This is a genomic window from Pseudoalteromonas sp. NZS71, from assembly GCF_015864715.1.
Taxonomy (GTDB): domain Bacteria; phylum Pseudomonadota; class Gammaproteobacteria; order Enterobacterales; family Alteromonadaceae; genus Pseudoalteromonas; species Pseudoalteromonas arctica.
The window spans coordinates 42,120-56,505 of the sequence record NZ_JADYWS010000032.1; the positions used below are offsets into that span (position 1 = coordinate 42,120).

Annotated in this window: 14 protein-coding genes; 4 read left to right on the forward strand and 10 right to left on the reverse strand. The window is 35.9% G+C overall.

Annotated elements, in window-relative coordinates:
- Positions 1–8: 8 nt before the first annotated feature.
- Positions 9–518: a DsrE family protein gene (locus I6E85_RS17890; RefSeq protein WP_169044724.1), complete on the reverse strand. Its 510-nt coding sequence runs from the start codon at positions 516–518 to the stop codon at positions 9–11.
- A gap of 72 nt (positions 519–590) precedes the next feature.
- The gene (locus I6E85_RS17895; RefSeq protein WP_197237205.1) at positions 591–1,064 is read right to left on the reverse strand and encodes a flavodoxin family protein; all 474 of its coding nucleotides are present in this window, start codon (positions 1,062–1,064) and stop codon (positions 591–593) included.
- Positions 1,065–1,140: 76 nt separating this feature from the next.
- Between I6E85_RS17895 and soxR the strand changes: the two genes are divergently transcribed.
- From soxR to I6E85_RS17910, 3 genes are all read left to right on the forward strand, one after another.
- Positions 1,141–1,599 carry a redox-sensitive transcriptional activator SoxR gene (gene soxR / locus I6E85_RS17900; RefSeq protein ID WP_024607319.1) on the forward strand — a complete coding sequence of 153 codons (459 nt, stop codon included), beginning with the start codon at positions 1,141–1,143 and terminating at the stop codon, positions 1,597–1,599.
- Between the two features lie 410 nt (positions 1,600–2,009).
- Positions 2,010–2,651: a hypothetical protein gene (locus I6E85_RS17905; RefSeq protein ID WP_007584429.1), complete on the forward strand. Its 642-nt coding sequence runs from the start codon at positions 2,010–2,012 to the stop codon at positions 2,649–2,651.
- Positions 2,641–3,726: a rhomboid family intramembrane serine protease gene (locus tag I6E85_RS17910; protein WP_007584430.1), complete on the forward strand. Its 1,086-nt coding sequence runs from the start codon at positions 2,641–2,643 to the stop codon at positions 3,724–3,726. Before I6E85_RS17905 ends, I6E85_RS17910 begins: the two co-directional genes overlap by 11 nt.
- A gap of 60 nt (positions 3,727–3,786) precedes the next feature.
- On the opposite strand, the gene I6E85_RS17915 is transcribed toward I6E85_RS17910, so the two are convergent.
- A complete protein-coding gene (locus I6E85_RS17915; protein WP_024592003.1) occupies positions 3,787–4,293 on the reverse strand; it encodes a DUF6795 domain-containing protein in 507 nt (168 codons plus the stop codon).
- A 516-nt stretch (positions 4,294–4,809) separates the two neighbouring features.
- The gene (locus I6E85_RS17920; RefSeq protein ID WP_231621088.1) at positions 4,810–5,691 is read right to left on the reverse strand and encodes a hypothetical protein; all 882 of its coding nucleotides are present in this window, start codon (positions 5,689–5,691) and stop codon (positions 4,810–4,812) included.
- On the opposite strand from I6E85_RS17920, the gene I6E85_RS17925 reads away from it, so the two are divergent.
- On the forward strand, positions 5,686–5,853 hold the full coding sequence (locus tag I6E85_RS17925) for a hypothetical protein (protein WP_197237206.1): 168 nt from the start codon (positions 5,686–5,688) through the stop codon (positions 5,851–5,853). The genes I6E85_RS17920 and I6E85_RS17925 overlap by 6 nt on opposite strands.
- Positions 5,854–5,984: 131 nt before the next feature.
- Here I6E85_RS17925 and I6E85_RS17930 read toward each other — a convergent pair whose 3' ends face one another.
- The 6 genes from I6E85_RS17930 to I6E85_RS17955 all read right to left on the reverse strand — a co-directional run bounded on the left by I6E85_RS17930 (position 5,985) and on the right by I6E85_RS17955 (position 14,102).
- Positions 5,985–7,154: a hypothetical protein gene (locus I6E85_RS17930; protein WP_231621089.1), complete on the reverse strand. Its 1,170-nt coding sequence runs from the start codon at positions 7,152–7,154 to the stop codon at positions 5,985–5,987.
- 26 nt (positions 7,155–7,180) lie between these two features.
- A complete protein-coding gene (locus tag I6E85_RS17935) occupies positions 7,181–9,769 on the reverse strand; it encodes a hypothetical protein (protein ID WP_197237207.1) in 2,589 nt (862 codons plus the stop codon).
- 242 nt (positions 9,770–10,011) lie between these two features.
- Positions 10,012–10,986 (reverse strand): transposase, encoded by a 975-nt coding sequence (locus tag I6E85_RS17940; RefSeq protein WP_197237208.1) that lies wholly within the window; start codon positions 10,984–10,986, stop codon positions 10,012–10,014.
- Positions 10,987–11,179: 193 nt separating this feature from the next.
- Positions 11,180–12,247 carry a hypothetical protein gene (locus tag I6E85_RS17945; RefSeq protein ID WP_024592005.1) on the reverse strand — a complete coding sequence of 356 codons (1,068 nt, stop codon included), beginning with the start codon at positions 12,245–12,247 and terminating at the stop codon, positions 11,180–11,182.
- A gap of 191 nt (positions 12,248–12,438) precedes the next feature.
- Entirely contained in the window at positions 12,439–13,035 is a 597-nt protein-coding gene (locus I6E85_RS17950; RefSeq protein WP_024592006.1) for a hypothetical protein, read from the reverse strand.
- A 2-nt stretch (positions 13,036–13,037) separates the two neighbouring features.
- Positions 13,038–14,102: a hypothetical protein gene (locus tag I6E85_RS17955; RefSeq protein ID WP_024592007.1), complete on the reverse strand. Its 1,065-nt coding sequence runs from the start codon at positions 14,100–14,102 to the stop codon at positions 13,038–13,040.
- Positions 14,103–14,386 lie beyond the last annotated feature (284 nt).

Consider the following 14,386-nt stretch of genomic DNA (forward strand, 5'->3'; position numbering starts at 1 on the left):
GTTAATTATTAAAATGGATTGAGTGTATAACCCTGCTGTTGCAGCTGGGCATGTGCTGTCATCGCCGAAAGTGACATTTGCACACCTTCAATTAGTTGTTCTGGTGCTACTTTATAATGCGTAGCCGATTGCCCACATACATAAACCACGGTGTTATTGGCCAACAATTGCTTTATTAAACTTTGATTTTTGTTATCTGCTTTAAAACGTTCTTTATATTCACTATTAGCCAATACATCAACGCTAGCACTACCATGTACCACTAACGCTAATTGAATGTTATCTGGCTTTACACCGTGTGCTACATGCATATTAATAAAACGTGCAAGTGAGTTAATTGAATTGTTCTGCTCACCTTTTTTAGCGCCATCACCAACATCAAAGGCTATTTTGAATACCGTAGAGTCATTAATCTGAACATGCTCCGGTACACTATAAAAGTAACCAAAGTCTTTAATAAGGTTTTCACCCGCTTGCGAAAATGGGCTTATAAGTAAAAGCAATAATAGGTATTTCATAAACAATCCTGTGTTTTAAATAAGTAAACCTATTTATAAAACTAACAGAAGCAAAGAAAAAAGGGCAGCTTATCATGCTGCCGATTGAGTGTTTTTATGATGGTGGTTAATAAACTGCATACCTAAATAGCTAAATGTTCGTTTAAACATTTCTACAAAAATATCAGGCGCTTCAAGCGATGATGCGTTTGATAACAACGAAAAATCTTTATTACGTAAAGCCCGTAACTTCGGCTTCAAGGTTTCATCATCCATGTAATCTGTGATCCTATCTATAAATGACTTCATTTGTACCGTAGTGTTATACCAATAAACAGGAGACGCGAACACCCAATGGTCGTACTTTAAAACTGCTTCAAATAGCGCGTAAAAGTCATTATTTTTATAGTTTTTGTCATAACAATACGGCGCAATTTTATAATCATCCAGACAAATTACGCGCACATCATTTTGCTCGGCAAAGCTATTAACATGGGCTGTGGTATTGCCGTTTTTTCGTGCGCTTGAATAAATAATAACAGTATTACGCTCAAGTTTTTGTTGCATTTAGTTAGCTCCTTTTTTAATGTGGTAGAAGCTTAAAACCTCAAGTTATATTGAGGTCAACTGAAGGATTAAAATTATGCCACTAGGACAAAAAAAATTAACCGAAGCTAACCTAACCGTTGGCTATGTAGCAAAAAGAAGTGGTGTAAAAGTATCTACTCTTCACTTTTACGAAACTAAGTTTTTAATTAAGAGCTGGCGAAATAATGGTAATCAGCGACGTTATAAACCTGATGTATTACGCCGTGTAGCTGTAATAAAAGCAGCTCAAGCGATGGGAATTACGCTCGATGAGATTAAAAACACCTTAGCGACCCTACCCGACAACCGCACACCAACAAAACAAGACTGGTCAGCACTTTCAAAACATTGGCAAGCGCAACTTGATGAGCGAATTGCGCATATGCAACGCCTGCGCGACAAAGTAGACGGTTGTATAGGATGTGGTTGCTTATCACTTAAAAGTTGCCCAATTTACAATAAAGATGATCATTTAGGCGAAAATAAAAGCGGCGCTGTGCTTTTAAATACATAGTCTTTGCCTGTATAAAAAGTTCTCCACTTTTGTATAACAAAATAAATACCCCTCTTAGGCGTTGGGTCAACAACGCCTTAAATATAAAGGCTAACTACGCCTCATTATTGAGTTATTAAAGAAGGTTTTTTTAGTCCGTTTATTGGTAATACGTTACTTTGCTAACAAAATAGCCTCAGGTACTACAAAAACTCTCTATTCATTAATATAGAGTCATGAAGTTTCTTGTTTAGTTGGATCGCTAGATGATTTAAAAAACAATTTAAAATTTAGGGGAAGGGCTATACTCGAATGGTTTCTTTAATATATGTAAAAAGTATATTCAATGTGGGTAGGAGCATTGCTAACTGGTTAATTTTTAAGTATTCTTGTGCGCCTAAAAAGGAAGTAAATATTCAAGGAACAAACTGTTGGAACCAACTAATCACACCCCTGAAAACAATACAAAACCACCTGTAGTTACTCAAAAATTTTCGCAAGCCCTTAAAACGGTCGATCACAAAGAACTAAAAAGTACTGGTTTTTGGCTAAATCAATTTTTTATGGTTATTTCTACTATATTCGGCGTGTATTTAGCTGCTCAAAGCGGCTTAGAACAAGCGCTTAAATTTGACTCATTTAGTAAAATGGAAGATAACTACTATTTGCGCACCTCCTTATTTGACGAAGTTGCTGATAATGCAAACAGTATGGAAGAGTATGCTAATTTACTTGCAAAAAGCCCATCAATAAAAGAAATTGAGTATTTTAAACCAACACTCGAAAAGTACATTTGGCAAACGATGCAGTACTCTCCAACTACACTCGAAACCCCAAGTGAATTACTAACGCAAATACGTCGATTTTACTCAAGAGCTAAATTTTTAATAGACGCTGTAGCTAATAAAAGGATTTCCGCTAGACAAGCAGCTGAAGAATTAAAAGAGATTACTAATTTAATTAAAACTCAAACACTCCCTGCATTAAAAAATAGCGCTAAACAATTAAAAATGGAATTACAGCAGAATGATATTTCTGTTGGTTCGTTAAAGGAACTTACAAATGCCAACTAAAAGCTGTCCACATTGTAAAGATCATCCACTAGAAGTAACCAATTATCAGGGTGAAGAAATAGATATTTGCCGTGAATGTGGTGGCTTATGGTTCGAAAAAAATGAAGTGAATCGCATGATTTCCGAGATAAATGACGGCCCAGAAGGTGATAAATTTGAAACTCACTTTGGTGAGCCATTAGGCGTTTCTGAGCTTGACTGCCCTGATTGTAAAAAAAGTTTAGAACGTTTTCACTTACTGGAAGCTTTTCATACCGAAATTGATGTTTGTAGACACTGCGATGGCACCTGGATTGATAAAGACGAACTTGAAAGTGTTGAAAAAAGCCCTGAAATAAAGGTGAGTTTAGGCGAGCTAAATCAAAAAGTGAGTTGGAAAACCTACTTGTTTCAATTTTTAACGCAAATGCCTGTTGAATATAATATTAAGCCACAAAAGACTCCTTGGGTAACTCGCGGTCTTATTGTTTTAAATACATTGATTTTTGCACTTTATTTTTTAAACCCGAGCTCATTCAGCTATGTCATTGATAACTTTGCCATGACACCTGCAGATTTAAGCAAAGGTAATGAGCTATGGACTGTATTAACTTGCGTATTTTTACATGGCTCTATAATGCATTTAGTCGGCAATATGTACTTTTTATACATCGTTGGCGATAACCTAGAAGATGTTTTAGGCCATAAACGCTTTTTGTTATGGTATTTAGCCTGTGGACTACTCGCATCGTTTGCAAGCTACATTGTAAGCCCAATGTCTACAATTCCAGGCGTGGGTGCAAGTGGCGCTATAGCCGGTTTATTTGGCATGTATTTAATGTGGTTCAGACACGCAAGCCTTACTTTTATGTTTATAATTTATCAGAAGAAACTTTCTGCGGTATGGTTCTTCGCTATTTGGTTAGGATTTAACATTTTTGGTGCAGTAACAGGCCCCGATGGCATTGATTATGGTGCGCATATTGGTGGCTTTATAGCTGGATTAATTATTGGTTATATTTTAAAAAGTAAAATATTAGAGCAAAACCCTATTATTCGTCTGCTAAATCAAAAAGAAGCGCAACTTAAACGTTAATTAATTTAATAAAGTCATCAATAATAAATTGGTGACTTTATTAAATCTCACTACATAAACTTATAACTTACAGCGAGTATATACGGTAAAAAAATGTCCTGTGTTTTTAATCGGTATATCGTATGTTATTGGCTCTTCAGTAAGCTCGCACTCTAAATTACTTAAGTTATCAGCAAATAAGCCTTGATGCTCTGTAAAAAGAGTATTTAGAACCCATAAAACTGAATCATCAGTATTTTTATTTTTTATATGAATACTTTGCATTAAAGAGCTATTAAAAAACATGTTTGAAGGCTTTGAACTGCGTATTTTTTTATTATTAAAATAGAAGTAACCATTACTGTCACTTATAGCTTCATCAACATAAGTATCGCCATAAATTAGCTCTCTTGTCACTGTAACGCCTTGTTGAGGCTCACCATTGCTTAATAATCTGCCTTTAATAGACAACGACAACGTAACGTCTTGCTTGTTAAAAAAGCCAAACATATCTGCATATCCTTGCATTGGTATTAATAAAAATAGAATAAGTGTTAACGTCACGCCTGCTGTTCTTGTCTTGATCATAAAAATCCCTCTTGTATTTGTATTTTTAGCCTAACAACAAAAGCCAACTTGTAACATATTTTAAATCGCTATTCTTAGGATTATGCCTATATAGATTTAGCTGATTTACTGGCGATATTAAAAATAACTACAATAATAAAGTCTAAATATTTATACATTGCTATAAGCGAGGTAAGCTGACCTTAAAGTATTAGAAGTAATAGAAGTAATAAATATAAGATGTCATATTGTCAATTAACTAAAATACACAAACCGTTTAACATTCTTCGTAGAATTAATTGAAGATTATTTTTTAGACTGCGAGCCGCCTAAGTACTTATAATTAAGCATATACTCCTTTAACAAACTCAAACTATGTATAGCTCAAGCTCAAACTTCCTTTAAGTTATAAAGCGGCTTTTATAAACACTTAAGGTATTCCCATAAACAGCTGTAGCGCTAAACGCTTTGCTTTGTATTTCCAGGTTAGTTTTTCGATACGCTCAGGCGCACCTTTAAAATGCAGCCAAGGCTTAATTATTTCTTCGTTAGGTGTCGCTCTGAGCCAATTAAAATGAGCAGCCTCTTTATTAAACGTTTGCCAAATTTCGGCTTGTTGAGCAAGTGAAAAGTCGCTCCAAAATTTATTAGGTCTGTCATTTTTTTGTCAAATTCAGCGGTGGGTTCATCAAGGTGGCGGTAGTTTTCATACTCAGGTACATCAGGAAGTGGTTGGCTGTTGTCCATAAAACGCACTACACGCTCCCAATATAAATAACAGTTCATTGGGTTATTTGAGTTATCTGGCACTTGCACAACAATTTTAGTGTCAGGGTATTTATCCTCATCAACATGACTTATATAGGGTACAAACCCCATTACACCTGGGCGTGTTGCAACCATATCTAAATGGCATACAATATCAGCCCACTTAAAACAACAATTACCCTGCTCATCACGCGCTTCGCAACCTGAGATTGGATAAGTAAAGCCTACTAGCTGCTTTTGTCTATCAAAGTATATTTGTTTTTTGGGGATGTAACTGTCTGTTAGTGGCAGTAAATTAAGAAAAAACAAATTCCAAGAAAAAGTAAGTATAGGTATCCACCATTGAAATTTTTCACCCTCTTCGTAAATAGGTAGAGATAAAACACTTATTAAAGTCACAAGACTCAAAACAGCCCCTATAATTATAGGACCAAAAAGTACAGCTCTAGCTGGACTATTTCCACACATTTCTATTTTATATCGTTCTGGGTGCTTTTGTATTGCCTTCTGTTTTTTAGAAGGTAAGTCATACAAGTAACACAAGCCTTTAAACTTAGCCTTAAGACTATTTAATCTCTCAGGGTAAAAAAAACAATTAAACCGCGTTTTTTTAGACATAATATCAACGGCTAGGTAGTCATTATTTTGCATCAGATTCCTTATGCGATTGCTAAATCAGGTGAAGCATTCTTAATTGGCTTTTCAAACGCATCAAAATCTATAGGTAAGGTTAAATTTTCGTTGTATATAAGTGTTGATTTTATTTCAACATCAAACACACTGATACTAGGTGATTCAATTTCAAACTCATAAACTGCAGCATTTAGGCTAAGGCTATTATCATCAAATTCATAATTAAACTAGACAGCCACTCTAATTGTGTTTTTAAAGTTGATTTTTGCATAAGGCAAAACAGCGATTCACACTAACCGCTGTTTTTTACATCACCATACTTCATGTCTATTTACTTGGCAGTCATCCGGGTCTAAATAAGGTTTTAGCTCCTCAGGAAAAGCGTGTTTTTCCGTTATATCTTTATCGATTTTGAAGTAATGCTCTATCGATTGATATAAATGCGTGCCAAGTGGGATTGATGTATCCATAAAGGTCATGGCTGTGGCATATTGCAGCGAATCCCATTCACGATTAAAACCACCCACATAAAAAGTAGGCTTGGTGAAGCGATAATGTTTAGGGTATTTTAACGGCACCATGAGTGACACAAATACACGTGAACCACCACGGGCTGAGCCGACATTAAGCTCATTTGCACCATAGCAAACAATATCTTCGTAAGGTAAGTAAAACGGTTTTCTAAATAATGTATGCGGAGTTTTTACAAGCCCAGTATGGCGATTAAAGTAAAACTTATCTCGGTGCGATAAAATAGCTCGGTGTTTTAACGTAAACACTCCTAAACCAAAGAGCATCACATAGATTGAAGCCATCACCCAGAAATATTCAAACCCGTCCATGATAAGAGCAAGAATATGGAAACCAAATACGAGTAATGCGAGGCTCGTACAACCAAAGCCAAGAATAGTAAATAAATTCGACCACCCCCCAAACCATGAAATAGCAAGTTGTTGCCCATCGGTGCGAACCCAATGTCCCTCAAGTGTTGACCCACTATCTGGGGATTCAAGCTCTGCCGCATATTCATCAGTAAAACGCTTACTTTTAAACGTGCGAGTTTTGAACCTGCAACCATTGAGTGCTTCGGCTTTTTTTAATCGCGTTTCATAGCTGTCTTTATGTAAGTAGTCTCTTGGCAGTTGCTCTTCGTAGGTTGCTCTATTATCACGGTATCTTCTTTCGTTTCTAGTTCGCTTTCGTATTTCAGCCACTTTCTCGGGGTTATTTTTTCTAAACTCTTCTCTTCGCACCACCGCTTTTTCATCCAAAGCCAGTTGCTTTATGGTTTTATCTTTTGCTCTAGCGGGGTCTCGACCAGGATTTTCAGCGCACCACTGTTTAATTGCGTTAATACGGTTTTCTCTTATTATTTTTTTTCTTTCTTCGTGAGTTAAACCGTCTTCCTCTTCAGCAATGAGGCGATCAGCTCGCTCATTGAATATTCTTTCTTCCTCTAATCTTTTATCATCTATGTTCATAGTTACTCCTTTACACGATCTACTTCTTATAAATTAATTACTGCTTGGCTGATTACTTGACCAATGCGGTGACTGTACCTGCGGTCATCACCCCAAGATAATGCTCCAGGTTTTTCACCCGCTTTGTAATACTCGATTGGTAAGCCATAGGTACTATTAAAACCTTGAATAGTCGGCTGGCCTTTGCCATTTGGATAAACTGTTGCCTCTAATTTAAGCTCTATTTGGTCGCCTGATTCTAACCCGAGCGCGGCCAATAAAACGTGGTTATTTATTTCAGCTTGCCAACCTGTTCGAGCTGGCTGCAAAGTCCATATACTTTTAAGAAAAATAACCGAGTCTAAAGGGATTTGACTAAAGTGCTTATGCTTAGTGTATCTTGCCAGTCTAGAGTCATAATCTGTTAATAATGATGCCGCATAATAATTTAGCATTCCCTTATCAGGTGGAAGCATTCGCCAGCTAACTTTTGTATCGACACCTTCTTTCACTGCTGCTACGGGAGCTGTTAACCCCATTGAGACTGTTTTGGAATGTTCATTCGCGATTACTTTTGTATAAGGCTTATAAAGTGCGTTATATATATCGAGTAGTGCTAAATCAGGGCGATTTCTCCATTGTTCGGCTCGCACACTTATTGAACCATCGTTAATAAAAGCAGCCTTACCCCATGGGCTTGCATGTAGCCATGCCTCAACCTCTGATTCGCTAAAGTAATAAATAAGCCCTGCCGCAATTAGAATTATCACTAAGCCTGCTATCCCAAATACGGCGATCAATGCAGATGCCCCTTTAGTGACAATGGCAATGCCCGACGCTGCGGTCATGCTTAAAAAGCCTAAAGCCATAACAGAATTAGCCGTGGCAAGATCCACATTACCCTTGTTATATTCATTAACGGCATCTCTTACAGCCACATACGTACTAATAGCACCAGCTACTAATGTAAAAAAGTTTGCAGTGTAAAATAGGGCTACTTTTGCTGATAAAACACTGAGCCTTCCTCTTAGTATTTTTTTACTAAGCTCGCTAGCTGGCACTTTATTGTCAGCATATAAAATCAACTGACCAGAGCTTGGCATACCATAACGACGCTCAATAAGGTCTTTACCTATATTCACCATTATATCAACTAAATCAGCAAACGCTGATGCTTTATCTATCGCACTAACGCCATCACCAGTTATAACGGTATAAAAGTTAATGACTTCTAGCCCTGAAACAAAAGGCAAAACACCAATACTGGCTGAGCCAACTTTACCCGTTTGCTGCTTACCCAATGCTGTTTGCGCGTATTTTTTGAGGGATTTATTATGATCTTTATACCCAGTTAAATCCCAATTTGTTTTCCCCAGCCTAGCTTCATCTTCTCTTAAATCATCACTAAGTTCATCAAAGCTTTCTTCTAGTGCTGCCAACTTATCCTTATCTAGCACTACCATTTTTTGTATCACTTTGTTCTTGGCGTTGTCTGATTGGTAGTATTGCTTAGTGACCATGGCTTCAAGTTCATTTAAAGAGCCATCTAAGCTAGTAATAAGATCTAAACGAGCGGGTATGGTTACTTTATCGTTAACTTTAAGTTTAACAATGGGCCGCGTTCCGCCATTGCCTGGGTAACTACCCTGGCTCAGTGCTTCGTCAATACCTTCGGTTATTTTATTAAATTCTAAAATTCGTTGTTCGGCACGCTTAGAACGGCTGTCAAAATTAAGCGGGACGACTGAATCAGGTAAGTTACCTTCATAGTAGTCATTAACATCAATATCAATCTCAACGAGTAAACCATCAGAAACCATATGCGCGAGATGCATTATTTTTTGATAGGGGTTATACGACATCGCAACTGACTTAATACGTGCCTCACTATTAAGCATGTCTAAACCCACACTTTTTAGCGTTGATAAATGCGCACGGGTGACACTACTTTTTGTTTTTGCTTGTTTAAGTAATGTTTTGTAATGATCTAATTCTTTGTTTCTTTGTTTAAGCTGCCTGTTTAATTGCTCGGTGATATCATCGCTATCAATACCTTGGTTACGCGCTTCTTGAATTAGCTCATTGCGTGTTTTTTCAGAACTTTTAATTTCGTTTTGTTTATTTTTTATCTGTTCTTTTAAGTTTGATATTTGTTGCTTTACCTCATTACTTTCTTGCTGAAGGGTAGATTGTTTTTTTCTACGAGCAGTAAACACATCTTTAATTGTTCCGCCACCTTGAGACATAGAATAAGTGGCAGATGGTACTTCCATAATAATATTAAAAAAGCCCCATATAGCTTGGCTGCTACGCCTAAATACTTGCGTTAAATCGCCTTCTATATAACCATCAAGTTGATCATCTTGATTCTCCAAAGACTTAAATTCATCAATAGAAAAATCAACATTTTTAGGATCTTTTTTATCTCGAAAACACTTATATTCAGTCAAATTTGGCTTACTACTGGTTTCATCAGGGAATAGTAACTTATGTAGTTTCAATAAATTTGAACGGTCACTGGTATCCTCAGGGTGTGTACCTAACACTTTTAAGATTATGTGCTGTCCTAGGTCATTGCTGTCGATTTGCTTAAGCTTTTGCGCGTCTTGGTCATACACTACGCTTGAGCGAAGCAAGTCTGCCGTTAAATCTTTTAGAGGGGCTAATAATTAAACTAGACAGCCACTCTAATTGTTCAAGCTAAACTGTGCCATAAAATCTACTTTTTAGGTTAAAAACTTACCTTTCCTTATCTATTTCTTTTATTTAATTCATTAAATAAAACATTACCGCTGTTAAACCTAAATTACATGCACGAAAATAACTGCATGATGCAGTTGTGATTTATTATTAAATAGTTTGACTGAGCAGTTTAAGTTTATGCGAGTAGTTTTTGGCAGTTACTGATGTTCGCTCGCCGTTTTCTGTTTAAATTTTCACAGTAACCGGCTTGTGAGGATGGTCTCCCAACTGCACCATGAAATACACGTGTAAATTGGGTTGTGAGTTTTAACCAGTTTTCTGGCGATATATTCACTCTTTCTAGTAAAGGCAAATGTGTACTTTCAATATACCCTCGCTTATCTTCTCGTATACAACGTCCTGTTAATTCAACAAGTTCAAGGTACGATTTAAGCTCAAACGGGAGTCCTTTTGGCATGATTTGACGTGACATGCCTGCAAAGCGGAGCAGTTTTTTTGGTTGTTTACCCTCTTTTGCGTATGTTAAGCGTACTTGAGCGCTGGTATGGTCTGACTCTTCTGGAGTGTTAGCCATTTTAGCTCTAATTGGGTTTAAATCGACATACGCCATACAGGCGGCAAGGGATGCTTCATCTAGTAATGCTTGTGACGTAAAACGTCCTTCCCAAAATCTACCTGTACAGTTATCTTCTTTATTTGCTCTGCGAGCAATGCTTTCATTTAATAACCGCATAAACCAACTTATGCTGGATAACCTTTCTCGGTATTGCTGTACTGTTTGATTAAAAAATATGAGTTCTATTTTGCTTAGCTTTTCGCCCTGGATGTATTTTTGTGTAATCAATGTACCTTTATAAAGCTTATGCCAACGAATAACAATGGCTTTGTCATTCAGTCTATTGGCTTTTTTATCATCAACATACAGTACTAAATGTGTATGATTACTCATTACGGCATAAGCACACACATCAATACAAAATACCTTCGCTAATTCAAGTAGCTTATCTTCAACCCAGCCTCGTCGATGTTCGTAAGACTTACCTGTAAAGTGGTCTTCACCACACAGAAAGGCACGTCGAACACACCGTGAAATACAATGATAATATTTCGTATCAACCAAACTTACTTGACGCTTTCTTGCAATAGCCACAAGCCACCTGCCTATTTATTGTACTTGCTAAAATTTAGTCACTAAATTAAAAAAGCGCAAATTTAGGATGGATGTCTAGTTTATTTATGTCTAGTTTATTTATGATTGTTAAAGAACTACTGTTAGTTAACCGATTTGAAATCCTGGTTCTTCATGGAAAATAGAAAGCTGTTTTTAATATGTTTTCCACAGTTTACAAATCAACCATCAAAAATGAAGTGAATTTTTGCCACAAGGTTTTCCCAAACTTAATTTCACTCTCGGGCTTAATGTTATCTGTGTATTTCCATGGAAATTTAAAAATATCTGGCGGTGTTAGCTTTTTAATAGGTTTTCCCGCCAATAAGTTATCAAGCTGCTCTTCATCATTAAATTCTTTTCTAAGCTCATCATCAGCTTGATTCATTTTCTTTAAAAATGACTTATCAACGCGATACCAAAAGTACTTAGGGCGACCATTGGCTTTATCAAATTCAGCAGTGGTTTTATCAAACTCTCGGTAATATTCAAATTGTGGGATGTCTGCTAATGGCTGAGTAACATCCATAAAGTTTTGTAATAATTCCCAATGTTGAAAACTGCAAGCTATCTCATTGTTGTAAGCAACATCATAACGCTGATCTTCTTTATAATGAAGAAGCGTAAGCCCTCTATGTGGAAATCCACTTTTGGGATTATGTGTAGCTTTGTAATGAGCATTAAATTCTTCAAAGCTTAAATAAGCAAAGCTCTTTGCATCGCTTTTGGGTACTTTAACTACACCTGTTTTACGTTCGAAAATAACTGCTAATTTAAAATTAGATCTAAAATATGGCCATATTACCCAGTTTGAAATTTTTGAAAAACACCAAACAGATAACAACACAGTGTAACTATCAAATGCTTCAGCAATATCTCCAAGCAAAAAACTAGTAATAGGAAAAGCTAGCAAAAGAAACAGTATTGATATGTGGAATATCCCCCAAGCGAAAGTTAAAGTGTCTATGAGACTTACAGGGTTAGAAGCCAAAGGTAATTCCAATCGGCTCTCATTTTGACTAAGAATACTTCGATGCTGGTTTGCTGCACCACTTATATTCAATTTATATTCTAATCTTTGAGAGTTATCAAAGCAGTGCCCAAACACATCACCTCTAGGAAATAACGCTTGCTTACTTTGGTAACGGCAATACATAGAGTCACGCTCATCAGTCGCTATTCCATTCCTGAATTTTGGGTTTTGCTTACCTCTGTAAGCTGTGTCAGCATATTGCTCAAGCATATTCTATTTCCTTTATTATCTATGCCCTATCTGACATTTAATCCGCGCACCACTTTGAAAGAGTTTCCGAATTAACAATAAACCTAGGTCCTCTTACTAAACAAGAAAACTGTGTTACTAAATTTGCATTTAAGACTGATAATTTATGTTTTACGAATGCGCTACTTTCATTTGATCTGGTAAATGCAAAACTAAAATGGGTGTGTTTTTTTTCTGCAGAGAACTAAATACTCTGCTACTTCTTCATTAATACTCTTCAGTAACTCCGGATCAGTATCGGCATAACCCGGCCGTTGAAAGTTATATTCAAGGTGATAGTTATATATATAACTTGAATTAATATCGGTTAGAAATAGCGATTTACTTTCGCCAGGGTAGCCTCGATAAAAGTTGATGTTAAAGTTAATTTTTCTTGTTCCACCTTGAGATGGTAACAGATCACCTATTGGTATTTTAAGGACTGATATATGGGTAACCTCAGACTCAAGTTCAGCAATTGGTTCAATATTCACATATTTGCAAACTCTATATGAATCACCATGTCGCAACGACTCATTTTTTGTAAGAATAAAGCTAACTTCTTTATCTTCAGTGATATCCATTAAATTAATAATTAAAAAATTCAACCCTTCTCTAACAAGATTTTGATTAATACAGATATCAAGCTCTGTATTATTTACTTTTATTAAGCATGGTTTTTTTAAATTTTCTCTAAAAGTATTTTCATTTCCAATATTGACTAAAATAATAATAACAAACAAAAAAACAGTTATAATTAATATCCACATAGCTATACCCCTATCAATAACTGCCGTATTGAAACCAATATATTCCCTATTAAAGCAGATACATCCATTCTTTTATTCCGCTGTTTAGCGGTAAATTGAAGCCAAGGACAAACTAGATCGTATATATCAAGCATTTTTTGGGATAATTTATACTGCTCATCATAAAACCGGTTATTAATCAGCTCTCTTTCAATATCTCTTTGTTGATCGTATGAAAAGTCACACCAAAACCGCTCTGGTCGTTTATTTTTTATATCAAACTCTCTAGTAGATTGATCGTTTTTTCTATAGAGTTCCAAATCTGGCGAGTCGGGTAATGGTAAAGTTAAATCTAAATAACGCTGATACCTTGCCCATTGCTTAATTACATCATCAACGGTGCCATGATATTCACTTAACGCATGAATATGTACCCAAGGTACGTCATTGTATTGATCAATATTTTCATGAATAAGTACTAGGCTTGCTATTTTACCGACTCCTTGAGTTTTTGTTAAAAAACGTACGTTGAGTGAAAATTCACCTACGGGGAATGCAGCATTAGCAAACTCATCTTTAAAAGGAGGCTCATTGTTTGTCTGTTCTGTAAAGTTGATTGTATTATTCAACCTATCTAAATAAACCAAATCCTCATTTTTTGAACTAAGTCTATAATAATAAAATGAACTAAAGTTGCATACGATAGCATTCCAAAACATAAATATTATTAAGCCTAGCCAAGTCGGCATTCCAAAAAACTCATCACTGCCAAATACAACTATAAATAACATTAAAAAAGAAATAATAAACGGGAGAGTATAAAAAAATATATCTAGCCTTTTCCTCGCATTCAAACGCCGTCCAACAACTAGATATTTAGATTTATCTGCTAGGCTTGATTTTTCAAAGCTTTCAGCTCTAGCCCTTTCATTAACAAAGTATCGTCTAACTACATTTATACCAAAACAATCAAACCAGAAACTTTTATCCTTATCAAACTGCTCTGATTTAAAATAAGGTAAAATGCGGTTTTGATACAATCTGGGCGAGATTTTTTCGGCAAATGCAGTATAAAATGTATAGTCCATGAATTCCCTTTTTAGCTTATCCCTATTCTTGTTATTTACTTAATTATTATAAAAAATTAAGACAGTTTTTTAGTTTTTGCCTCTAAATTAGATCTCATTGTTAGTTTTAGCTAAATCAATTCCATATGTTTTACGGTATAGCAATGACAAAAGGGAAAGTAATGTAATTAAAATAAACCACGTTATATTTGAATCGCGGATTCAAATCTGAAGTGCATAACGTTTAGGCGGCTTTAGCCGCCAAGTGATCCTGCATCAATTTTGCAGGCGTTTCAAATCCAAGT